Source organism: Hansschlegelia beijingensis (assembly GCF_014196425.1).
Classification (GTDB): Bacteria; Pseudomonadota; Alphaproteobacteria; order Rhizobiales; family Methylopilaceae; genus Methylopila; species Methylopila beijingensis.
The window spans coordinates 1,065,796-1,088,797 of sequence record NZ_JACIDR010000001.1; the positions used below are offsets into that span (position 1 = coordinate 1,065,796).

Annotated in this window: 22 protein-coding genes and 1 tRNA gene; 1 reads left to right on the forward strand and 22 read right to left on the reverse strand. The window is 67.7% G+C overall.

The genetic code is table 11. The features are described from left to right. Nucleotides 1-12 precede the first annotated feature (12 nt). From GGR24_RS04970 to GGR24_RS04985, 4 genes are all read right to left on the reverse strand, one after another. Nucleotides 13-1,080: a DNA polymerase III subunit delta' gene (locus tag GGR24_RS04970; RefSeq protein ID WP_183394133.1), complete on the reverse strand. Its 1,068-nt coding sequence runs from the start codon at nt 1,078-1,080 to the stop codon at nt 13-15. Beyond that, a complete protein-coding gene (tmk, locus tag GGR24_RS04975; protein WP_183394134.1) occupies nt 1,077-1,724 on the reverse strand; it encodes a dTMP kinase in 648 nt (215 codons plus the stop codon). Before tmk ends, GGR24_RS04970 begins: the two co-directional genes overlap by 4 nt. Continuing rightward, the gene (locus GGR24_RS04980; protein ID WP_183394135.1) at nt 1,724-2,926 is read right to left on the reverse strand and encodes a D-alanyl-D-alanine carboxypeptidase family protein; all 1,203 of its coding nucleotides are present in this window, start codon (nt 2,924-2,926) and stop codon (nt 1,724-1,726) included. Before GGR24_RS04980 ends, tmk begins: the two co-directional genes overlap by 1 nt. 98 nt (nt 2,927-3,024) lie before the next feature. Beyond that, the gene (locus tag GGR24_RS04985; RefSeq protein ID WP_343066198.1) at nt 3,025-3,921 is read right to left on the reverse strand and encodes a septal ring lytic transglycosylase RlpA family protein; all 897 of its coding nucleotides are present in this window, start codon (nt 3,919-3,921) and stop codon (nt 3,025-3,027) included. Between the two features lie 565 nt (nt 3,922-4,486). On the opposite strand from GGR24_RS04985, the gene GGR24_RS04990 reads away from it, so the two are divergent. After that, nucleotides 4,487-4,576, forward strand: a tRNA-Ser gene (locus GGR24_RS04990). Nucleotides 4,577-4,739: 163 nt separating this feature from the next. On the opposite strand, the gene GGR24_RS04995 is transcribed toward GGR24_RS04990, so the two are convergent. The 18 genes from GGR24_RS04995 to GGR24_RS05080 form a co-directional block, all read right to left on the reverse strand. Then, nucleotides 4,740-5,384, reverse strand: coding sequence for an outer membrane protein (locus GGR24_RS04995; protein ID WP_183394137.1), 645 nt, complete (start codon nt 5,382-5,384; stop codon nt 4,740-4,742). Nucleotides 5,385-5,543: 159 nt separating this feature from the next. After that, complete coding sequence (locus tag GGR24_RS05000; protein ID WP_183394138.1) at nt 5,544-6,497, reverse strand: NAD(P)H-dependent flavin oxidoreductase; 954 nt, start codon at nt 6,495-6,497, stop codon at nt 5,544-5,546. A gap of 49 nt (nt 6,498-6,546) precedes the next feature. Further along, nucleotides 6,547-7,527, reverse strand: coding sequence for a lipoyl synthase (gene lipA / locus GGR24_RS05005; RefSeq protein WP_183394139.1), 981 nt, complete (start codon nt 7,525-7,527; stop codon nt 6,547-6,549). A 142-nt stretch (nt 7,528-7,669) separates the two neighbouring features. Next, nucleotides 7,670-7,927 (reverse strand): GlsB/YeaQ/YmgE family stress response membrane protein, encoded by a 258-nt coding sequence (locus tag GGR24_RS05010; protein ID WP_183394140.1) that lies wholly within the window; start codon nt 7,925-7,927, stop codon nt 7,670-7,672. A gap of 85 nt (nt 7,928-8,012) precedes the next feature. Beyond that, the gene (gene lpdA / locus GGR24_RS05015; protein ID WP_183394141.1) at nt 8,013-9,452 is read right to left on the reverse strand and encodes a dihydrolipoyl dehydrogenase; all 1,440 of its coding nucleotides are present in this window, start codon (nt 9,450-9,452) and stop codon (nt 8,013-8,015) included. After that, nucleotides 9,445-10,056, reverse strand: a complete 612-nt coding sequence (locus GGR24_RS05020; RefSeq protein ID WP_246398078.1) for a nucleoside 2-deoxyribosyltransferase — start codon at nt 10,054-10,056, stop codon at nt 9,445-9,447. The genes lpdA and GGR24_RS05020 overlap by 8 nt, the downstream gene beginning before the upstream one ends. 2 nt (nt 10,057-10,058) lie before the next feature. Further along, a complete protein-coding gene (locus GGR24_RS05025) occupies nt 10,059-10,439 on the reverse strand; it encodes a tautomerase family protein (RefSeq protein ID WP_183394143.1) in 381 nt (126 codons plus the stop codon). Between the two features lie 40 nt (nt 10,440-10,479). Next, nucleotides 10,480-11,829, reverse strand: coding sequence for a pyruvate dehydrogenase complex dihydrolipoamide acetyltransferase (locus tag GGR24_RS05030; RefSeq protein ID WP_183394144.1), 1,350 nt, complete (start codon nt 11,827-11,829; stop codon nt 10,480-10,482). A gap of 96 nt (nt 11,830-11,925) precedes the next feature. Continuing rightward, entirely contained in the window at nt 11,926-13,404 is a 1,479-nt protein-coding gene (locus tag GGR24_RS05035; protein WP_183394145.1) for a pyruvate dehydrogenase complex E1 component subunit beta, read from the reverse strand. 66 nt (nt 13,405-13,470) lie between these two features. After that, nucleotides 13,471-14,544, reverse strand: coding sequence for a pyruvate dehydrogenase (acetyl-transferring) E1 component subunit alpha (gene pdhA / locus GGR24_RS05040; RefSeq protein WP_183394146.1), 1,074 nt, complete (start codon nt 14,542-14,544; stop codon nt 13,471-13,473). 152 nt (nt 14,545-14,696) lie between these two features. Beyond that, nucleotides 14,697-15,029, reverse strand: a complete 333-nt coding sequence (locus GGR24_RS05045) for an FtsB family cell division protein (protein ID WP_246397936.1) — start codon at nt 15,027-15,029, stop codon at nt 14,697-14,699. Nucleotides 15,030-15,042: 13 nt separating this feature from the next. Next, nucleotides 15,043-16,860, reverse strand: a complete 1,818-nt coding sequence (locus GGR24_RS05050) for a potassium/proton antiporter (RefSeq protein WP_183394147.1) — start codon at nt 16,858-16,860, stop codon at nt 15,043-15,045. 160 nt (nt 16,861-17,020) lie between these two features. Next, nucleotides 17,021-17,950, reverse strand: a complete 930-nt coding sequence (era, locus tag GGR24_RS05055) for a GTPase Era (RefSeq protein WP_183394148.1) — start codon at nt 17,948-17,950, stop codon at nt 17,021-17,023. Then, nucleotides 17,947-18,657, reverse strand: a complete 711-nt coding sequence (gene rnc, locus GGR24_RS05060; protein WP_183394149.1) for a ribonuclease III — start codon at nt 18,655-18,657, stop codon at nt 17,947-17,949. Before rnc ends, era begins: the two co-directional genes overlap by 4 nt. Beyond that, on the reverse strand, nt 18,654-19,418 hold the full coding sequence (lepB, locus tag GGR24_RS05065) for a signal peptidase I (RefSeq protein WP_183394150.1): 765 nt from the start codon (nt 19,416-19,418) through the stop codon (nt 18,654-18,656). The genes rnc and lepB overlap by 4 nt, the downstream gene beginning before the upstream one ends. Before the next feature lie 94 nt (nt 19,419-19,512). Next, entirely contained in the window at nt 19,513-19,914 is a 402-nt protein-coding gene (acpS, locus tag GGR24_RS05070) for a holo-ACP synthase (protein WP_183394151.1), read from the reverse strand. Then, nucleotides 19,911-20,666 (reverse strand): pyridoxine 5'-phosphate synthase, encoded by a 756-nt coding sequence (locus GGR24_RS05075; RefSeq protein WP_183394152.1) that lies wholly within the window; start codon nt 20,664-20,666, stop codon nt 19,911-19,913. The genes acpS and GGR24_RS05075 overlap by 4 nt, the downstream gene beginning before the upstream one ends. A 21-nt stretch (nt 20,667-20,687) precedes the next feature. Further along, the gene (locus GGR24_RS05080) at nt 20,688-22,901 is read right to left on the reverse strand and encodes a RelA/SpoT family protein (protein WP_183394153.1); all 2,214 of its coding nucleotides are present in this window, start codon (nt 22,899-22,901) and stop codon (nt 20,688-20,690) included. Nucleotides 22,902-23,002: the final 101 nt, after the last annotated feature.

Below are 23,002 nucleotides of genomic sequence, written 5' to 3' on the forward strand. Positions count from 1 at the left end.
GCCGGGCCGCCGTCAGCGGCGCGCGAGGCCGGCGAGCTCGGTCAGCGTCTCAAGGACGAATGGCCGCCGGTCGAGGTTGAACACCTCGATTTCCCGGGCGGAACGGGCGGTTTTCTCCCACAGCTCCGCAAACCGCGCAAGGCGCGGCTCCCGCAGTGCGGCGCCCGCCGCGACGCGGGCGTGCAGCCAGTCGCCCACGAGGGCCACAAACACCGCGAAGCGCGCTTCCGCGCCACGTCGGCCGAGATCCTCGGCCAGCGCATGAGCCGCCCTGACGTCCACCGCTGGCAACCGGTCGAGCAGGCCGCTCACCGTGGCGCGAAGCGCGGCTCCGTCGCTCGCGAGCAGAGAGAGCGCGCGCGCCACGCTGCCTTCCGCCAGTTCAGCCGCGGTCGCCAGCGCCTCCATCTCATGCTCGTCCGCCAGCTCCGGCAGTCCCTGCAGCACGTCGAGCGTCTGGCGGTCTGAGAGGGGCGCCAGACGAAGCGAGCGGCAGCGTGAACGCACCGGCGCCGGCAGCGCACGCGGGGCGGCGCTGAGCAGAAGGAACAATGCGCGGGGCGGCGGCTCCTCCAGGGCCTTGAGAAGCGCGTTGGCGGCAGCTCCGTTCATGTCATCCGCCGTGTCGACGACGCAGACTCGCCAGCCGCCCTCCCCGGCCGTCGAGCCGAAGAAGGACGCGGTCCGGCGCACGTCGTCGACCCGGATCTCGCCGAAGAATCCTTTGCGGTCGGCGTTCCAGCCGCGCCGGAGCACCAGCAGGTCGGAGTGCGACAGCCGCGCGACCCGCCGGGCGGCGGGGTGATCCGGCGCGATCGCAAGGTCGACGGCGCCCTGAACGGCGGGCCCTGCGGGATCAGGGTGGGCGAGGACGAAACGCGCCAGCCGATAGGCGAGGGTCGCCTTGCCGACGCCTTCGGCGCCCGAGATCAGCCAGGCGTGGTGCATCCGGTCGGAGCGATAGGCCGAAAGCAGCGCCTGCTCGGCTTCGCGGTGTCCCACCAGCCTGAGCGTCTCGCGCGGGTGCGGGCAGCCCTCCCGGCGATCCGATTCCGGCGCCCCTTCCGAAAGGTCGCTCATGCCGGCGCCACGCTGGTGAGATCGAAGCGGCGCGAGACGACGTCCCAGATTCGGTCGGCGACCTCGTTCTCGGCGCCCGTGGCGTCGATCAGCACGCAGCGGTCTGGCTCGTGCCGACAGATGTCGATGAAGGCGCGTCTGAGCCGCTCGTGAAAGGCTCCGTCCTCGGCTTCGAAGCGGTCGCGGGCCCCCTCCCCGGCGCGTGCGCCCGCGCGCCCGAGCCCAAGCTCGGTGGGCGCATCGAGGATGAGCGTCAGGTCGGGGACGCAGTCGCCGGCCGCGACGCGTTCGAGCGCCGAGATCACGTCGGCGTCGACGGCGCCGAGCACGCCCTGATAGGCGCGCGTCGAATCGATGAAGCGATCGCAGAGAACCCAGGCGCCCTGCTCCAGCGCGGGCCGGATGACGCGGTCGACGTGGTCGGCGCGCGCGGAGGCGAGCAGCACGGTCTCGGCCAGCTGCCCGAATGGCTTGGCCCGGCCCGTGAGCAGCAGTTGCCGCAGGCGTTCGGCGCGTGGCGAACCGCCGGGCTCGCGCGTCGTCACGACGCGCTGCTCCCGTTCGCCCAGCCGCGCCGCGAGACGGCGCATCTGGGTCGACTTGCCGACGCCCTCGCCGCCTTCAAAGGTGATGAAGCGGCTCATCAGATCCGGGCGACGATCTTGTCGAACCAGCCGCCCAGGAGCTCGAGCGCGCCGTCGAAGGCGCGCCGGCTCATGTCTCCGACAGGCACATCCTCCGCTGCGAGAAGCGGCGTCTCGGTCGACAGCGTTTCGCCGCGCCAGATCTTCAGGGTGCCGATCCGCGCGCCCTTCGCGATGGGCGCCACGACCGGCCCGTCATAGCTCACCCGCGCCACCACCCTCGCGTCGTCGCCTTTGGGCGTGAGCAACTCCACGGCACGGCCCGCCACCAGGGGAACGTGCAGCGTCGCGCCCCCGAACACCCGGGCTTCCGCGATGTGCTCGTCGGCTGAAAACAGCTCGCGCTGCTCGAACGCGGTGAAGCCCCAGTCGAGCAGCTTGCGCGCTTCCTGCGCCCGGTCCTTCGCCGTTTCGAGGCCGTTCAGCACGACGATCAGCCGCCGGCCGTCCCGCGCCACGGAGCCGACCAGACCGTATCCGGACTCTTCCGTGTAGCCAGTCTTCAGCCCATCGGCGCCTTGATAGTCGGCGAGCAACGGATTGCGGTTGCGCTGGGTGATCTTGTTCCAGGTGAACTCCGGTTCCGCGAAAATCCTGTACTCTTCCGGGTAGGTCTCGATGATGTGCCGCGCGAGCTGCGCGATGTCGCGCGCGGTCATCTTCTGCTGCGGGTCAGGCAGACCGGTCGCGTTGCGGAAGGTCGAGCGGCTCAGCCCAAGCTCCTGCGCGCGGCGGTTCATCATCTCGGCGAAGGCCGACTCGGAGCCCGCGAGGGCGACCGCAAGCGTGATCGCCGCGTCGCCGCCCGACTGGACGATCATGCCGCGCAGGAGATCCGGCAGCGGGACGTCCGAGTTCAGCTTGGCGAACATCGTCGAACCGCGCGAAGGCGCCCCGCCCCGCCGCCACGCGTCCTCGGTGATCCTGAAGCTGTCGTCGGCCTTGAGACGGCCTTCCCGCATCGCCTTGAAGACGAGTTCGGACGTCATCAGCGTGGCCATGCTGGCCGGAGCGGACGGCAGATCGGCCTGCTTCGCGAACAGGGTGGATCCCGCGCCGACGTCGTAGAGATAGGCGATCGGCGAAGTCGTGGGACTCGACGGCGCTGCTGCGAACGTCGCCTGCGGGAGCAGAGCCGCGACGGCGGTGAGGCCGAAGAGCCACGCTCTCCGCGCCGCGCCGACGGAAAGGAACCCGATCATCGCTACGCCACGCCTTTCCTCAGACAGCGAGGATAGGACGCGTCAGGTCCGCGCACAATCGAGGATGCGGAGCACGGCGGTCCGATCGATCGGCAGCGTTAGCGGAATGACGAATAGGCGCTGGCGAGGCCGAGCTGATGAGGGTCGCCGGCCGAAGCGAAGGCGGCGGATCCGAAGCTGTCGAAGCTGTCGGCGATGCGAGAAGCGACCTGGCCGCCAGTCGCCGGCTGCGGCGCTCCGGTCGGCTCGGACGCCGTCTTGGTCAGATCAGGCGCGGAGCTCGCCAGCACCGGCTCCGCCGGCTGGACCACGCGCTTCACAGAAGCGAGCGGCGTCGGCGTGTCGGCGGGCTGCTTCGGCTGCGCCTGAGCGAGCGCCACGGGGACCGCTGGAGCAGCGACCGGCTCGGAGGCGGCGACGGCCGCCAGCGCGGACTCCGCCGAAGGAGCGCTCTCGGCCGCCGCATAGGCGGTCGCCGCCGGGGGCTCGACGGGCGCCGCCGCGGGCGCGGCGCTCGCCACCAGCGTCTCCGGCGAGACGCTGACTTCCGAAGCGAGCTCCGTGTCCTTCACCGGTTTGAGCGAGGCCATCTGGACGCCTTCGGGCGCGCCGGGGCGGCCGAACTCCTGATAGGTCGCGAGAAGCTTCTCGTCGTCGCGGCCGGAGAGAGGAGCGAGCCCGATATAGTCCAGCTTCACATTGCCGACGCCATCGCCGCGGAACCCGAGCACGTCGGCGGCGCGGCGCGAGACGTCGATCATGCGGCCTTTGTGATAGGGGCCGCGGTCATTGACCCTGACGACGATCGAGCGGCCGTTCTTGACGTTGGTCACCCTCACGTAGGAGGGCAGCGGCAGGTTCGGGTGAGCTGCGGTGAAGCCCTTCAGGTCGAAAGTCTCGCCGTTCGCCGTGCGACGGCCCTGAAAAGCCGCGCCGTACCACGAGGCGAGCCCAACCTGCGTGCGCTTCCGCGGCGTCGTCGCTTTCTCGGCCACAATGTAGCGCTTCGCGCCCGCCGGCCGCTCGGCGTTCGCCGCAGCGGCGACCTGCTCGGGCGGGAGCTGCGTCGCCAGCGCGGCGGGCTCAGCGGTGGCGACCTTGGACCCGTTATGGGCCGAGCAGCCTGAGAGCAGGCCCGCCAGCGCTAGGAGGCCTGCTGCAGAGGATACGGAACCGAATTTCGCCGAACGGCGCCATGAACTTGTCGGGGAACTGTGACGCTTCGCGTTAAGTCGTGCCGCCACAGCGTTCATGCCGTTTTCCCCGTTAAGCCGGCGGAGATTGCACGCGACAGACCTGTGGATCAAGTCCGGCTGGCAAAGCGGAGCCCCGACAAGGCCCCCGCGCATCCCCCGAATCGGCTCAGCATATGTGTCCGAACCGTCACTCTGAGTTGGCAAAATGGTCGCTTAATTGCGGCGGCAATGGGGCGTGGCAATAAAGTCTCAACCATATCCCTTAACTGGTGATGAGGAATTTCGAGACAGTCAGCCTGAACGGAACTGCGGCTTGCGGCCGCCGGGCCGGAAACGCTAAATGCGCGGGCGCTTCGGCGATCGCGGAAGGGTGGCCGAGCGGTTTAAGGCAGCGGTCTTGAAAACCGCCGTGCGGGTGACCGTACCGTGGGTTCGAATCCCACCCCTTCCGCCACTTTCCAAATCAGACAGGCTTCAGCGCTGCGTTCGACGACGCGGCTAAGGTCGCGCGGCTCGCTGACCGAGCCTGCGACGCCCGGAAGCGGTCGGTCTAGCGCCCAAACGAAAAAGCCCGGACGCTTGCGCGCCCGGGCTCTTCATTGCGTAGCAGCTAGAGCTTACCAGCCGAACTTGTAAGCGACGCCCGCCATCACGCGATGCTCGCTGTAGTCGGCGCGGCCACGGGCGCCGCTGAAGCTGAAGCTGTCCTTGCCGTAGTCGGCGTAGCGGTAGTCGGCGCGGACCGAGACGTTGTCGGTCGCGGCGTACTCGAGGCCGCCACCGACGGTCCAGCCGACAGCGGTCTTGCTGTCCTTGCCGAAGCCCGCGACGCGCACCTTGCGGTCGGCGTAAGCGATACCGCCGGCGCCGTACACCAGGAAGTTCTCGAACGCGTAGCCGAGACGGGCGCGGGTCGCGCCGTTCCAGCGGGTCTGAGCCTTCACGCCGCCCGACTTGTCGTCGATGTCGGCGTAGTTGAAGTCGGTCTCAATGCCGACCACGACCGGCGAGTTGTCGAACTGGTAGTTGTAGCCAGCGTAGCCGCCGACGACGAAGCCCTTCGGCTTGATGCCGCCGATGTTGGTGTCACCCCAGCTGTAGCCGCCCTGGATACCGATGTACGGGCCGGTCCAGCTGAAGGACGGCACCGGCGCCGCGACGGCGGGAGCGGGCTCATAAGCGGGGAGATCGGCCGCGGACGCAGCCGACGCGAAAGTCAACGCCGCCACAGAGGCTGCGCCGAGAACGATATTGCGGATCATTTGGTTACCCAATCAAGTTGGACGCGAACCCCGATGGCGGTGCGCGGTCATCGCTAAATGACCTCCCTGAGCGCCGTTGTCGACCACCGGTTTGGTCTTCCTTCCGGGGTGAGGACTTTCTGCCACTATGCTCCTAAGAGAGCCTTAATTTTCAGACATCTACTTGCCGCAGAGTCGCCCTTTCGCCGCCATATATTCTAAAGAAAGCCTTTCGACGACCGTCGAAACCTGCGGCGCATCAAGGATTGCGCCAAGACCCTGTCCGGCGCCCCAGATGTCCCGCCAGGGCGTCGCAGAGGCGGCGAAGTCCATGCGGCTCTTGGCGGCTGGCTCCAGCCGGTCTGGATCCATGCCGGCCGCCGCTATGGAGGGCCGCAGATAATTGCCCGCGACGCCGGTGAAGAGCGACGTGTAGACGATGTCGCTCGCCGCCCCGTCGACCAGCATCTGCTTGTACCGCTGATCGGCGTTGGCCTCCTGCGTGGCGATGAAGCGTGTCCCGATATAGGCGAGGTCCGCGCCGAGCGCCTCGGCCGCGAGAATCGCTGCGCCGCTGGCGATCGCTCCTGAAAGCGCGATCGGTCCATCGTAGAAGGCGCGAATCTCCTGGAGCAGCGCGAACGGGCTCAGAGTCCCGGCGTGGCCGCCGGCGCCCGCGCACACGAGGATCAGCCCGTCCACGCCGGCCCTGATCGCCTTCTCGGCGTGCCGGACGGAGATCACGTCATGAAACACGATCCCGCCCCAGCCATGGACCGCCGCCACGACTTCGTCCGGAGGGCGAAGCGAGGTGATGACGATGGGGACGCGGTGCGCCTCGCAGACCCGCATGTCGTCCGCAAGGCGGGCGTTCGAGGCGTGGACGATCTGGTTCACCGCGTATGGCGCGACCGGAGCCTCCGGGTTCGCCGCGGCGAATTCGGCGAGCTCCCGACCGATTCGTTCCAGCCAGACGCCGAGCATCTGCGCAGGACGGGCGTTCAGCGCGGGAAACGCGCCTACGATTCCCGCCTTGCACTGCGCGATCACCAGGTCCGGCCCCGACACGATGAACATCGGGGCGCCGATCACCGGCAGCGACAGACGGCCCTGCAGTATCGGCGGAAGAGGCATGGTGGGCCCGAGGGAGAGACGGCCGATCTGGCTACGGGAAACCGGGTCCCTACTCCGCCGCCAGAACGGGGCCTTGCGAGGCCTTCGCGGCGCGGGCCGCGCGCAGCTTCTCGAAGTCCTCTCCGGCATGATGAGAGGAGCGCGTCAGCGGGCTTGCGGAGACCATGAGGAAGCCCTTGGCGTAAGCGATGGTCTCCAGCGAGGCGAACTCCTGGGGCGGCACGAAACGCTCCACCCTTTGATGGCGGCGGGTCGGCTGGAGGTACTGCCCGATCGTGAGAAAATCGACCTCAGCCGACCGCAGATCGTCCATCAGCTGGAGCACTTCGTTCCGCTCCTCGCCCAGACCGACCATGATTCCGGACTTCGTGAAGATCGTGGGATCGAGCTCCTTCGCCCGCTGCAGCAGCCGGAGCGAGTGGAAGTAGCGCGCTCCGGGCCGCACCGTGAGGTAGAGCGAGGGAACGCATTCGAGGTTGTGGTTGAAGACGTCCGGCCGCGCTTCGATCACGCGCTCCAGCGCCCCGTCCTTGCGGAGAAAATCCGGGGTCAGCACCTCGATCGTCGTGGCCGGGCTCGCGGCGCGCGTGGCCTCTATCACCTCGGCGAAGTGGCGTGCGCCGCCATCCGGCAGGTCGTCCCGGTCGACGGAGGTGATCACGACATGGTGCAGGCCGAGCTTCGCCACGGCTTCCGCGACCCGCGCGGGTTCGCCCGCGTCCACGGCCTCCGGCAGCCCCGTCCGCACGTTGCAGAAGGCGCAGGCCCGCGTGCAGGTGTCGCCCAGGATCATGAAGGTGGCGTGCTTCTTCGACCAGCATTCGCCGATGTTCGGGCAGCCTGCCTCCTCGCAGACCGTCACGAGCTTGTTGGACCGGACGATCTCCTGCGTCTCGCGATAGACCGGAGAGCTGGGTGCGCGAACCCTGATCCAGTCCGGCTTGGCGAGCGCCTCGCTTTCGGGGCGATTGGCCTTCTCAGGATGCCGGGGGCGCGGGGCGCCGTGGGTGCGGTCGAGCACCGTGACCATGGCTCGAGGCGTGTCCTGTTTCGCAGCTGAAAGCCGCAAAGAGAAAGGGAGAGCAGGCGCTCGCCCGCTCTCCCCAAACCTAGTCCATGGCTGGCCGCGCGTCGATGCGCCCGCCGGGCGCCAGAAGCGCGCCTTGAGCAGGTCAGGCCGTGCGGCCGCGAACCATCCGCCACACCCAGATCAGCAGACAGGCGCCGATGACCGCGATGACCGACTGCCAGATCCAGCCATCCGGCGGGACAACGCCCAGCATCCTGAGGATTGCGTTCAGGACGAGCGCGCCCACGATCCCGAGGATGATGTTCATCATCACCCCCATCTCGGATTTCATGATCTGCTCGGCGATCCATCCGGCGATGCCGCCGAGAATGATCGCCATAATCCAGCCGACGCCTTCCATGAAGCAGACTCCCCTGCGTGTTCCATCGGAATAGAGAACCGGGAGCCGACCGGACCGTTCCGCCTCGGCGTAAAAAACCCGCGCTTCAGGTGTGAATCACGCGGCCGTAGGCGTCCAGAACGCTCTCATGCATCATCTCCGAGAGCGTCGGATGGGGGAACACGGCGTGGATGAGCTCCTCCTCTGTCGTCTCGAGATTCATGGCGATGACAAAGCCCTGGATGAGTTCGGTGACCTCTGCGCCGACCATGTGGGCGCCGAGCAACTGGCCGGTTTGCGCGTCGAAGATGGTCTTCACCAGACCTTCGGGCTCGCCAAGCGCGATCGCCTTTCCGTTGCCGCTGAACGGGAAGCGCCCGACCCTGATCTCGCGGCCCTGCTCACGAGCCTTCTTCTCGGTCAGGCCGACCGAAGCGATCTGGGGATTGCAGTAGGTGCAGCCCGGGATCCTGGCCTTGTCCATCGGGTGGACCGGCAAGCCCTTGATGCCCTCCACGCAGATGACGCCCTCGTGCTCCGCCTTGTGGGCGAGCATCGGCGGACCGGCGACATCGCCAATGGCGTAAACGCCCTTGACGTTGGTGCGCCCGACTCCGTCCGTGACAATGACCCCGCGCTCGGTCTTCACGCCGAGAGCCTCGAGACCGAGGTTCTCGATGTTGCCGACGACGCCCACGGCCGAAATGACGCGTTCGACCTTGATCGTCTCGGTCTTTCCGTCGCTGGTCTCCACCGTCGCGGTCACGTCGTCCGCGCCCTTGTCGAGCTTCGCGACCTTCGCGCCGGTGAGAATCCGGATGCCCTGCTTCTCGAAGCGCTTGCGGGCGTGCGCGGCGATCTCCTCGTCTTCGACGGGCAGGATCTGCGGCAGCAGCTCCACCACCGTCACCTCCGCGCCCATGGTGCGATAGAAGCTCGCGAACTCGATGCCGATCGCGCCGGAGCCGATCACCAGGAGCGACTTCGGCATCCGGTCGGGGACCATGGCCTCGAAATAGGTCCAGATCAGCTTTCTGTCGGGCTCCAGCCCCGGCAACGCGCGCGGACGCGCGCCCGTGGAGACGATGATGTTCTTGGCCTGGTAGGTCCCCTCCCCGAGCGCGCCCTTCGGCGGCGGGGCAGGAGGTCCCAGCACTGACTTCTTTGGCGGAACGACCTTCACCTCGCCGGGCTTCGAGATCGTCGCTTCGCCCCAGATGACGTCGATCTTGTTCTTCTTCATCAGGAAGCCGACGCCGCCGTTGAGCTGCGACGACACCCCGCGTGAGCGCTTCACCACGGCCGCCATGTCGAAGCCCACCTTTTCGGCCGTCAGGCCGTAGGCTTCGGGATGCTGGAAATAGTGAAAGACCTCCGCCGAGCGGAGCAGCGCCTTGGTCGGGATGCAGCCCCAGTTCAGGCAGATGCCGCCAAGGTGCTCGCGCTCGACGACGGCCGTCCGGAAGCCGAGCTGTGCCGCGCGGATCGCCGCCACATAGCCGCCCGGTCCGCCGCCGATGATGAGAACGTCATAGGGTTCAGCCATTGGTTCGCGCCGCCTGTCGCTGCTCTACGAGCGCCCCGGCGGAGCCGCTCCTGTTGCGGAGAATGCGCGCCGCCTCGGCGACGCAAGCCTCGAACACGCTGAGATCCGTCAGCGGAAGGGCCCCGCCGCCTGGCTCGGCGCGAAGGAAGGCGCCGCCGGAGCGCCGCACGGCTTCGGCTAGCATCAGGTTCTCGGGCAGGCCGAAATCCTCGACGGCCATGCCATCCTCATGGAACGGCCGGCCGCGGCGGGCCTCCTTCGGCCGACCGCCCATCACCCTGTCACGCAGGACCCGTGGGTCGTTCGAATAGGCGAAGACAGGCTTGCCCATGGCGAAGGCCAGACCGAGCTCGAAGGCGACGCCGATGTCGCCGCTCACGCCGCGAAATGGCGTAAGGTTGGCCAGCATGAGGTCGCAGGCTTCGATCATCCGAAGGTTTCCGGCGAACAGGGAGGCCGGAGACGGCTCTTCACCCGGGACCAGATCATTCTCACAAGGGTCGAGTCCCTCGAAGCCGTGCCGCTGGCAGATCGCCTTCTTGCGCGCCGCCAGCGCCGCCGCCTCCGGCAGGAAAACCTCCGGCCCTGCGAGATAGGCCTTCATCGTCACACGTATTGCGCCACGCCGTCGCCGAAGGACCAGTTCTCCTTCTTCACCTCGACCATGTTGATGATGACGTTGTTCGGCTTGACGCCTGCAGCGCTCTCGAAGCGCGCCGCGATGTTTTTGTAGAGCGCCTGCTTCAGCTCGGTCGAACGCCCTTCGTTGGCGGTGATCTGGACGATCACGAGATCGTCGTCATGCGCGATGTCGAGATAGCTCGCCGCATAGACGAACTCGGACTTGTCGTGCTCGTGGATCACGATGAACTTGTCGTTCTCCGGCACGTTGAAGACCTCTCGCAGGGCCTCGTAGACGCTCTCCGCCATGGCGCGCTTGTGCGCCTCGTTGCGGCCCTTCAGGAGCGAGATTCGGACGAGCGGCATCGGTCTTCCTTGGGTCTTGAGGGCGCGCGGTCAGGCCGCGTCACGCCAGCATCGCGATAGGCTTTTCGATCAGCTTTTTGATTTCGGCGACGAGGGTCGCGCCGAGCGCTCCGTCGACCGCGCGGTGGTCACAGGACAGCGTGACGCTCATGACCGTGGCGACCCGGATCTTCGACCCGACGACGACCGGCCGCTTTTCGCCCGCGCCGACCGCGAGGATCGTCGAGTGCGGCGGGTTGATCACCGCCGTGAAGTCCTTGACCCCGTACATGCCGAGGTTCGACACCGCGGTCGTGCCGCCCTGATACTCCTCAGGCTTGAGCTTACGCTCCCGCGCGCGGGCGGTGAGATCCTTCATCTCCTTCGCGATCGCCGAGAGGCTCTTGGTCTCGACGGCGCGGATGATGGGCGTGATCAGGCCGTTGTTGGGCAGCGCGACAGCCACGCCGACATCCGCATGCTTGTGGCGCAGCATCGCGCCCTCGGTCCAGGTGACGTTGGCGTCCGGCACGCGCGACAGCGCGACGCCGAGCGCCTTCACCACGATGTCGTTGACCGAAACCTTCCACGCGGGTTTGCCGTCCTTCTCGGGCGCGGCGGCGTTCACCTGCTCGCGAAGCGCCAGCAGGTCATCGATGACGCAGTCGACCGTCACATAGAACTGCGGCACGGTCTGCCGCGCCTCCGTCATCCGGCGCGCGATCGTCTTCCGCATGCCGTCATGCGGAATCTCCTCGTAGGAGCCTTCCGGGAACAGCTTCCGGATGGCTTCGTCGGAGACCGGGGTCGGCGCCGAGACGCCGGCGCGGGCTTCCTGGGCCGGCGCCTTCTCTGCGCCGCCGGCGGCTTTCGCCTTCTCGACGTCGGCCTTGACGATGCGCCCATGGGGGCCTGAGCCGGACAGCGCCTTCAGGTCCAGGCCAGCCTCTTTCGCGAGCCGCCGCGCCAGCGGCGATGCGAAGACGCGCTCGCTTGTGTCATGCCCGTTCGCCGTCGGCTGCTTCGGCTTCTCTTCGGTCGCGGGAGCCTTGCCGTGCGCGGCCTCTGACGGCCCGGACGGCTCCGGCGCCGTCGACTCAGTCTTGGCGGCCTTGGGCTGAGCCTCGGCCTTCGGCTTCGCCGTCTCGGTCAGCGCGCTGTCGTCCTCGCCCTCGCCCAGCAAGATGGCGATGGGCTCGTTGACGGCGACGTCGACCGTGCCTTCCGGCACCATGATCTTTCCGATCCGGCCTTCGTCGACCGCCTCGACCTCCATGGTGGCCTTGTCGGTCTCGATCTCCGCGATGACGTCGCCGGACCGGACCTCGTCGCCCTCCTTCACGAGCCACTTGGCGAGGTTGCCCTTCTCCATGGTGGGCGAGAGCGCGGGCATCAGGATATTGGTCGGCATCGGTCTTCAGGCCTCTTCAGAAGGCTTCTGTGGCGTCTGTCGCATCGAACCGAAAGGGGACCGCCAGGAAAACGGCGGGCCCCTTCGGCCTGGCCGTCATGACCGGTAGCAGACCGCTTTCGCCGCCTCGACCACCTCGGCCACGCTCGGCAGAGCAAGCTTCTCGAGGTTCGCCGCGTAAGGCATCGGCACGTCCTTGCCGGACACTCGCGTCACCGGCGCGTCGAGCCAGTCGAAGGCGCGCTCCATGATCCGCGCCGCGATCTCGGCCCCGACGCCGGACTGCGCCCAGCCCTCCTCGACCGTCACGCAGCGGCCGGTCTTCTTCACCGACGCGATGATGGTGTCGGTGTCCATCGGACGCAGGGTCCGGAGGTCGATGACCTCCGCCTCGATCCCTTCCTTGGCGAGCTCCTCGGCGGCCTTCAGCGCATAGGTCATCCCGATCGACCAGGCGACGATCGTCACGTCCTTGCCCGGACGGGCGATCTTCGCCTTGCCGATGGGCACGACGTAATCGTCGAGCTTCGGCACCGGAGAGGACTGGCCATAGAGGATCTCGTTCTCGAGGAACACGACCGGGTTCTCGTCGCGGATCGCCGCCTTGAGCAGGCCCTTGAAGTCGGCCGCCGTATAGGGCGCCACGACGATCAACCCGGGAACGCTCGAATACCAGGCGGAGTAATCCTGGCTGTGCTGCGCCGCGACGCGCGCCGCGGCGCCGTTGGGCCCGCGGAACACGATCGAGCAGCTCATCTGCCCGCCGGACATGTAATTGGTCTTGGCGGCCGAATTGATGATCTGGTCCATCGCCTGCATGGCGAAGTTGAAGGTCATGAACTCCACGATCGGCTTCAGGCCGGCAAGCGCCGCGCCGACGCCGACGCCGGCGAAGCCGTGCTCCGTGATCGGCGTGTCGATCACGCGCTCCGGGCCGAACTCGTCCAGCAGGCCTTGGCTGACCTTGTAGGCGCCCTGATATTCGGCGACCTCTTCTCCCATCAGGAACACGCGTTCATCCGCCCGCATCTCTTCGGCCATGGCGTCGCGCAGGGCTTCGCGGACGGTGAGGGACACCATCTCCGTCCCCTCCGGCACGTCCGGCTCCGGCAGCGCCTCGGGCTGCGGGGGCGCGGCTGCGGCCGAGCCCGTCGCCTTGGCCTCCTGCGGGGACTGCTTGCCCCCAGCCTCGTCTTTCGCGGCGCCCTCCACCGCCGACTTCGCGGCGGCTTCGCCGCCTGAAGTCGGCTCATCCGCCGGAGGTTCGGCGTCCGTTTTCTGCTGCTTGGCGCCCGCCTGGGCGGCGCCGTCGCTCAGGGCTCCTGCGTCTTCGCCCTCGCCGAGGATCAGCGCGATCGGCGTGTTCACCCGGACGTCCTCGGCGCCTTCCTCGATCAGGATCTTGCCAAGCGTGCCCTCGTCGACCGACTCGACTTCCATGGTGGCCTTGTCGGTCTCGATCTCGGCGATCACGTCGCCGGACTTCACCGCGTCGCCCTCCTTCTTCAACCACTTGGCGAGCTTGCCCGCCTCCATGGTCGGCGACAGCGCCGGCATGAGGACTTCGATCGGCATGCGGAAGCGTCCCTCTATTTTACAAGTCTTCTTGTCATCGGCCGCCTCGTGAGGCGGCGGCGCCGGTCAGCGCAGGACGTCGGTCCACAGTTCGGAGGGGTCAGGCTCCGGATCGGAGCTCGCGAACTCGGCGGCGGCGTTGACGATGTCACGCACCTCCTTGTCGACCGCCTTGAGGTCGTCCTCGCTGGCGTGACCTTCCTCGATCAGGCGCTTGCGAATCTGCTCGATCGGGTCGTGCGTCTCCCGCATCTTCTGCACCTCCTCCTTCGAGCGGTATTTCGCCGGATCGGACATGGAGTGGCCGCGATAGCGGTAGGTGATCATCTCGAGGATATAGGGGCCGTTCCCCTCCCGGGCATGGCGCACCGCCCGTTCGCCGGCGGCCTTCACGGCGCGCACGTCCATGCCGTCGACCTGCTCGCCCGGTATGTCGAAGCTCGCGCCGCGGTGGGACAGGTTGGTCGTGGAGGAAGCCCGCTCGACGGAGGTCCCCATCCCGTACTTGTTGTTCTCGATCACGTAGACGATCGGCAGTTTCCAGAGCTTCGCCATGTTGAAGCTCTCGTAGACCTGGCCCTGGTTGGTGGCGCCGTCGCCGAAATAGGCCAGCGTGACCTTGCCGTTCTTGCGGTACTTGTTGGCGAACGCCAGTCCGGTGCCAAGGGAGACCTGCGCGCCCACGATGCCGTGGCCGCCGTAGAAATGCTTCTCCACGCTGAACATGTGCATGGAGCCGCCCTTGCCCTTGGAGTAGCCGCTGCGGCGCCCGGTGAGCTCCGCCATGACGCCCTTCGGGTCCATCTCGCAGGCGAGCATATGGCCGTGGTCGCGGTAGCCGGTGATCACCTGGTCGCCCGGCGTCAGCGCCATCTGCATTCCGATGACGACCGCTTCCTGCCCGATGTAGAGGTGGCAGAAGCCGCCGATCAGACCCATTCCGTAGAGCTGGCCGGCCTTTTCCTCGAAGCGGCGAATCAGCAGCATCTCGCGATGCGCGTGCAGCTCCTCCTCCTTCGAGAAGGTCACGGCCGCATCGGCGGCGCCATGGGCTTCCGGCTGCGCCGAACTGGTGGATTTCGCGGCCTCGGAGGCGCTTTCGCGCTTCGGCGGCTGCTTCTTGGCGGCTGTGGCTGCCATCAGGGTCCCTGGCTTTTTCCTCTTATTTTCTGAGGAAGCTACCGCGCGGGCACGACGAAGGCGAGACGCGTCCTCGCGAGCGGCTTCCATCGCCGATGTGACAGATGATCGACGAAAGTAGCAAGGGGGCGGCGGAGATTCCGCCCATGCGCTCAGTGCGCCTGGATCACCCGGTCATCCCGCCGCAGCCAGCCGAGATCCGCCCGCGCCCGCTCGTCGAGGAGATCGGGGTCGAGCCGGTCGGTGCTGAGCAGGTCTATCCGGTGTTCGATCGCCGCGCGGTCGGCCTTCACCGCCGCGAGTTCGGCGGTGAGCTGCTGGACCTCGATCTCGGTCGAGCGGCTCGCGACGAGCCCATGAGCGCCGACATAAGCCTGCTGGCCGAAATAGCTGACCGCGCCTGCGGCGACGATCCACAAGGAGAGCTGTGCGGCGGCCATGCGCCAACGGGTGCGGACGATCATGCCGCGAGAGTAGCCAACCATGGTTTCCGATCCGTTACGCGGCCCGGCTGAGGCTGTCTCTGAGGCGGCCTGCGGCGCGCGCCAGCGGTCGCTTGGGGCCGCGTCGGCCGGCGCCGCCTGAGGGGGGCGGCGAGGAGGGTTCCTCCTCGTCCTCGAGCCTCAGTCCGGCCCGGATTACGCGGCCTTCGTCGACGCCACGAACGATGAGGGTGGCGGGCCCGAACTCGGCGACGTCGCCGAGTTCGGGCCGGCTCTCGAAGCGGCTCGCGAAGAAGTCCGCCACCGTGCGGTCGCGCTCCTCCGCCGGAACTTCCAGACCGTAGAGTTCAGCCAGCGTGGCGAGCGGCGCGTCGCCCCGCAGCGGAAACTCGCCGAGGGCCGGACGCGCACGTCCAGCTTCGGTCGACGTGAAGAGCCCGTCCAGTTCCGCCACCCGCTCGGGGGCAGCGAGGAAGTAGCCATAGTCGCCGGGCTTGAGGCTGCCCGCCTCCGCGGGGTCGAGGATCTCGTTCGCGCGCACGACCATGATGGGCCGCGCCCAGCGAGGCACCGAGTCTCGCGCCAGGATCGGGCAGTTCGGCGTCACGGCGTAGCCGACCATCTCCTGCGCGAGCTGGCCCGGAAGGTCGATCTCGACCCTGTTGACGGTGCGGAGCGTCTGGCGGACCGCGAGGTTCAGCCGGCGCGCGAGCGGCGGGATCGTCCAGCCCTGCACGATCAGGGAGATGATCACCACCACGAACGCGACGTTGAAATAGATCTGGGCGTTCGGCGCCTGGGCGAGCGTCGGGATCGCCGCCAGGAAGATCGAGACGGCGCCGCGCAGCCCGACCCAGCCGACGAAGGTCATCTCGCGACGAGAGAAGCCGAAAGGCGCGAGACATATTGCGACCGCCGCCGGTCGACCGATGAAGATCAGCACCAGGGCGATCGCGATCGCGGACGGCACCGCCGGCAGCAGCTGCGAAGGCGTCACCAGCATGCCGAGCACGATGAACATGACGATCTGGCAGAGCCAGGTGGCGGTGTCGTGGAAGGCGATGATGCTCGGCAGCGCTCTCACCTTCCGGTTGCCGACGACGATTCCCGCCAGATAGACGGCCAGAAAGCCCGAGCCATGAAGCACCGCTGCGAGCGAGAAAAGCGCGACCGCGCTCGCAACCACGAACAGCGGATGCAGGCCAGAGGGAAGCTCGACCTTGTTGAGCACGAAAGCGAGCGCGAAGCCGCCCGCGACGCCGGCCGCTCCTCCGATCGCTGCCTCCTGGAGGAAGTGGCCGAAGATCGACAGACCGGTGTCCCCGCCCCCCGCCGAGACCAGTCCCACGAGCATCACCGTCAGGAAGACGGCGATCGGATCGTTCGTGCTCGACTCGATCTCCAGGGTCGCATTGACCCGCCGCTGAAGCTGCAGGCCGCTCGACCTGATCAGGAAGAACACGGCGGCGGCGTCGGTCGACGCCACCGTCGCGCCGACCAGCAGCCCCTGGAGCAAGGTGAGGTCGAGCGCCCAGGCGGCGAACGAGCCCACGATGCCCGTGGTGAGCACGACCCCCAAGGTGGCGAGCGTCACGGCGGGCGCCACGGCGCCTGTGATGTGGGACAGGCGCGTGCGGAGTCCGCCGTCGAACAGGATGATCGCGAGCGCCAGCGAACCGATGAGGTAGGTGAGCCGATAATTGTCGAAGGCGACCCCGCCGGGCCCGTCCTGGCCGGTGGCCATTCCGATGACGAGGAAGACGAGCAGCAGCGGCGCTCCGAAGCGCGAAGCGACGAGCGACGACAGGATGCCGACCAGCATCAGCGCGGAGCCGAACAGCAGAACCGCGTTGACGATGGTTATGTTTTCCATGTCCCCCGACATATCTCAGGGCGTGACGCATCGCGCGCCCGCGCGGCCCGCAGGCGTCGTCCGAGCGCCGAAGCCTCAGATGGAGGGCAGGAATTTCACTGACGATTGCCGCCAGATCAAGGCGGAGACGCGCCCGCCTCCGCTTTTGACGCGTGATCCGTCACGACTTGGGAAAATCGAGTCCCATCTCGCGATAACGCTCGGGATCGTCCGCCCAGTTCTCGCGCACCTTCACGAACAGGAAGAGGTGAGCCTCGGCGTCGATGATTTCCGAGATCTCCTTCCGCGCTTCGGTCGAGATCTGCTTCACGGTCTGGCCGCCCTTCCCGATGACGATCCGCTTCTGGGTCTCGCGCTCGACATAGATCGTCTGTTCGATTCGAACGGAGCCGTCCTTGCGCGTCTCCCACTTCTCGGTCTCGACCGTGGAGGCGTAGGGCAGTTCGTCGTGCAGCCGGGCGAACAGCTTCTCCCGGGTGATCTCGGCGGCGAGAACGCGCAGCGGGAGATCGGAGACGTCGTCGGCCGGATAGAGCCAGGGCCCGGCCGGCATCTCGTCCGCCAGATAGGCGACCACGTCGCGCACGCCGTCGCCGGTCAGAGCCGAGACCATGAAGACCCGGTCGAAGCCCACCCGCGCCGTCGCCTCCTGCGCGAGGGCCAGCAGGGTCTCGCGGCGCACGAGGTCGATCTTGTTGAGCAACAGGATTTTCCGCCGAGGGGCCTCCGCCAGCTTGTCGAGGATGGCGACGTTGGCCTCATCCAACCCCTTGCGGGCGTCGATCAGCAGCGCGATCACGTCGGCGTCGGTGGCGCCGCTCCACGCGGTGCTGACCATCGCCCGGTCGAGCCGACGCTTCGGCGGGAAGATGCCTGGCGTGTCGACGAACACCACCTGGGCGCCGTTTTCGATGACCAGGCCGCGCACCAGCGCGCGCGTGGTCTGCACCTTGTGGCTGACGATCGAGACCTTGGTCCCCACAAGCTGGTTCACCAGGGTGGACTTCCCGGCGTTCGGCGCGCCCACGAGCGCGACGAAGCCGCAACGTGTCGCCCCCTCCTCGGCCTGCGCTCTCTCCTTGTCACTCATTCGACATTCCCTGGCAGCTTGCCTTCCTTGACGAGGAGCGCACGAGCGGCCGCCTGTTCGGCGATCCGCTTCGATGGGCCCTCGCCTTCCGCTTCCGCAAGTCCCTCGACGAGGACGGCGACGCGGAATTGCGGGTTGTGGTCGGGTCCCGACCGTTCGATCTCTCGGTAGCTGGGCGTCGCCAATCCGCGGCCCTGCGCCCATTCCTGCAACTCGGTCTTCGGATCCCGGAGGGGACGGCGCGGCGCCAGCATGCGGGGACGCCAGAACCGCTCGACCAGCGCGGCCGCCGGCTCGTACCCGCCGTCGAGATGGACCGCTCCGATCACAGCCTCGCAGACATCCGACAGGATGGCGATCTTCTTCCGCCCGCCGGAGCTCGCCTCGCCCTGCCCCAGCCTGATGTGAGGACCGACGTTCATCGCGTCGGCCACTTCAGCGCAGGCCTCCGCCCGCACGAGCTCCGCCAGCCGGCGGGAAAGCTCGCCCTCGTCAGCCCTCGGAAACTCCGCGATCAGCATCGACGAGATCGCCAGGCCGAGCACGCGGTCGCCGAGAAACTCGAGCCGCTGGTAGCTCCCCAGCCGCCCCTCGGATGATTTGGCGGCGCTGATATGCGTCAGCGCCCGGTCGAGAAGCGAGGGATCGGCGAAGACATGGCCCAGACGCGCCTCGAGCTCCTGGCGCGCGACGGCGGGCCGCTTCATTCGAGCAGCGTTCCGATCCGCGACCAGCGCACGCTCCAGGGCCATTTCCAGAAGGCCCAGGCGTGCTCGCCCCTCTCGACCGAGAAGAACAGGATCTCGGCGCGGCCGACCAGGTTCTCGACCGGCACGTAGCCGACGGCCGACTGGACACGGCTGTCGGTGGAGTTGTCGCGGTTGTCGCCCATCATGAAGAGGTGGCCTTCAGGCACCTCATAGACCGGCGTGTTGTCCAAGAAGCCGTTGGGGTCCATGTCCAGCACATCGTAGGACACGCCATTGTCGAGGGTCTCACGGTAACGCGGGATGCGGCGGGCGGCTCCGCCCTCGCCTTCGACGTAATCCTCCGGCAGCCGGACCTTCGGCACCGGCTTGCCGTTGATGTGAAGCACGCCGTCGATCATCTGGATCCGGTCGCCCGGCAGTCCGATCACCCGCTTGATGTAGTCGGTCCAGCCGTCCTGCGGCACCCACACCTTGAACACCGCGATGTCGCCCCGCTTGGGGAGCGCCCCGAACACACGGTCCGAGAAGATCGGCGGACTGAACGGCAGCGAATGATGGCTGTAGCCGTAGGCGAACTTGTTCACGAACAGGTAGTCGCCGACGAGAAGCGTGTCCTCCATCGATCCGGAAGGAATGTTGAAGGGCTGGAAGATCAGCGTCCTGATCACGACGGCGATCAGCAGCGCCTGAGCGCAGATCTTGACGATCTCGGCGAAGCCGCCCTCGGCGGCTTGCTTCTTTTCTGTCGTCGCGCTCATCGCCGTCTCGTCTGGAATGGGCGCCGTCTTGCGACGCGAAGGCGTGATAGACCCCGCGCCGCCGGGTGGCAATCGAGGCGGGACGTCGCTCCGTTCACGCCTTCGGGCTTGCGCTGATGACGACGACCGCCGCCGCCAGCGGCTCCTCGTCCGTGAGGGTCAGATCGATGCGCGCCTCGTAGCCCGGCGGCGTCAGCCGCTCGAGGTGCTCCCTGGCGCCTCCGGTCAGCGCCAGAGTGGGACGGCCGGAGGGAAGATTGACCACGCCCATGTCGCGCCAGAAGGTGCCGTTGCGGAAGCCGGTGCCGAGCGCCTTGGCGCAGGCCTCCTTGGCCGCGAAGCGCTTCGCGAGCGTCGCGGCCGGGGCGCCCTTGGCGAAGGCGCGCTTGCGCTCGACGTCGGTGAACACCCTTTGCAGGAAGCGTTCGCCGAACCGCTCGAGGGTGCGCTCGATGCGGCGGACGTCGCAGAGGTCGTTTCCGATCCCGAGGATCATGCCGCAGCCCTCCGCCGACCCCGCGCGATAGCGTCTTTCATCGTCCGGACAGCTTCCGGAAGCCCCACCGCCAGCGCCTCGCCGATGAGGAAGTGGCCGATGTTCAGCTCCGCGATTTCGGGCAATCCCGCGATCGTCTCCGCGCTGCCGTAGTCGAGGCCATGGCCGGCGTGGACCTCGAGGCCGAGCTGCGCCGCGCGCGCGGCTGCGTTGGCGAGCCGCTCGAACTCCCGCGCCGCGCGGTCCGTCTGCTCGGCCACGAGCGCCTCGCACCACGAGCCGGTGTGCAGCTCGACGATCGCGGCCCCGAGCTCCGCCGAGACCTCCAGCGCTGCGAAATCGGGTTCGACGAACAGCGACACGCGCACGCCCGCCGCGTCCAGCCGCTCGACGATCGGTCTCAGCTGGGCGCGTTGGCCGACCACGTCGAGCCCGCCTTCGGTGGTTCGCTCCTCGCGCTTCTCCGGAACCAGGCACGCCGCGTTCGGCTTCACGCGGAGCGCGATCGCCAGCATCTCTCCGGTCGCGGCCATCTCCAAGTTCAGCGGCCTGTCGACCTCGGCGCGGAGGCGGTCGATGTCGAGGTCCCTGATGTGACGGCGGTCTTCTCGGAGGTGCGCGGTGACGCCGTCGGCGCCGGCGTCCGCGGCGAGCCGCGCGAATCGAACCGGATCCGGGTGCGCGCCCCCGCGGGCGTTCCGCACCGTCGCGACGTGATCGATGTTGACCCCGAGTCTGACGTGATCAGCCATGTTGTCCTTTCGCCGCGAGGCTCAGCCGTTGACCCGCTCGACGTCGCTGACGACCGGGGCCTGCCTGAGATCGGAGATGATCGCGCCAAGATGCTTGGCGTCGAACACTCCAAGGTCGAACCGGATCTCATGGAAATCGGGCGAGCGCGAGAGCATGCGGACGTCGTCGATGTTCGCTTCGTAGTTGCTGATGATGCCGGCGATCAGCGCGAGCGATCCAGGCTCGTTCATCGAAGTCACCTTGATGCGCACCGGAAAGCGTTCCCGCTTCGAGAAGTCGACGTCCCAGCGCACGTCGAGCCAACGGTCGGGTTGATCGTCGAACGCTTTGAGGGCCGGTGACTGGATCGGATAGATCGTGATGCCCTGCCCTGGGTCCAGGATTCCGACGATGCGGTCGCCCGGAACCGCACCGCCGTCCGGAGCGAACCGGACCGGCAGGTCGCCGCGCAGGCCCCGGATCGGCAGGGACGGCAGCGTCCCATCTCCTGACTCCCCGCCCGGGGCCTTGAACCGCAGGGCGCCGGCGTGGTCGAGGCCGAACCACCCGCTCTCCGGCGCCAGGACGCCCTGCGAGGTCTGGGAGCGGTCGTCCTTCACGTCCGGATGGACGGCGCGCACGACGTCGATCGAGTGCATCTCGCCTCGGCCGACGGCGGCCAGCACGTCTTCCACCGAGTTGCGCGCGAGCCGGTGCAGGAAGGCCTTGAGGCGATCCTCAGCGAACGTCTTGCCGGCCCGCTCGAAGGCGCGCTGCACGATCTGCCGGCCGAGGCCTGCATACTGCGCTCTCACCGCCGACCGGGTCGCGCGGCGGATCGCGGAACGCGCCTTGCCTGTGACGACGATCGACTCCCACGCAGCCGGCGGCACCTGCGCCTCGGAGCGGATGATCTCGACCTCGTCGCCATTGTTCAGAGGCGTCACGAGGGATTCGCTTCGCCCGTTCACCTTGCAGCCGACGCACTCGTTGCCGACGTTGGTGTGCACCGCATAGGCGAAGTCGATGGGCGTCGCGCCGCGCGGCAGCGCGATCAGCCGCCCCTTCGGCGTGAAGCAGAACACCTGATCGTTGAACAGCTCGAGCTTGGTGTGCTCGAGGAACTCCTCAGGGTTGTCGCCCTCCGCGAGCAGTTCGACGGTTCGACGGAGCCATCCATAGGCGCGGCTTTCACGCGCGAAGCTGTCCGGCTCGGCGGTCGACGCATCCTTGTAGAGCGCATGCGCCGCGATGCCGTACTCCGCCAGCCGCTGCATCGCCTCGGTCCGGATCTGCAACTCGACCCGCTGATGCCCTGGTCCGACGATCGTGGTGTGGATCGACCGGTAGTCGTTCGCCTTCGGCGTCGAGATGTAGTCCTTGAACCGCCCCGGCACGGTCGGCCAGCCGGAGTGGAGCGCGCCGAGCGCGCGGTAGCAGTCCGGCACGTCCCCGACCACGACGCGGAAGCCGAAGATGTCGGAGAGCTGTTCGAACGCGACCGACTTGCGCTCCATTTTCCGCCAGATGGAATACGGCTTCTTGGACCGGCCGGTGATCTTGGCCGGGATGCCGAGCGCCTCGAACCGCGCCTCGAACTCGCGCTGGATCTCCGCGATCGCGTCGAGGTTTCGTTCGGCCAGCCTGTTGAGGCGGCCGAGGATGGTGTCGTAGGCGTCCGGGAAAAGCGTCCGGAAGCAGATGTCCTCGAGCTCCTCGCGCAGCGCCTGCATGCCCATGCGGGCGGCGAGCGGCGCATAGATGTCGAGGGTCTCCTGCGCGATCCTGGCGCGTTTCTCCGGCGGCACGAAGTGCAGCGTCCGGAGATTGTGAAGCCGGTCGGCGAGCTTCACCAGCAGCACCCGCACGTCCGCCGCGATCGCGAGCAGAAGCCGCCGCAGGTTTTCGGCCTGCGCGGCCTCCTTGGTGACGAGGTCCAGCCGCTTGAGCTTCGTGAGCCCCTCGACCAGTTCGCCGATCTGCGGGCCGAACAGCGCGTCGATCTCGCCGCGTGTGGCGTCGGTGTCCTCGATCGTGTCGTGCAGCAGAGCGGCCACGATCGTGGCGTCGTCCAGCCTGAGATCCGTGAGGATCGCGGCGACTTCGAGCGGGTGCGAAAAATAGGGATCGCCGGAGGCGCGGGTCTGCGCGCCGTGCGCCTTCATGGCGTAGACGTAGGCGCGGTTCAGGAGCGCCTCGTCGGCGTTGGGATTGTACGCCTTGACGCGCTCGACGAGCTCGTATTGCCGCATCATGGGGCGAGGACCGCCGAAGGTGACGCCGCGCGAAGCGCGCGGGGCCTAGGAAATATCGTGACCGCTGCCGCGGCGCACAAGAATTCTGGGCCAGGACGCGA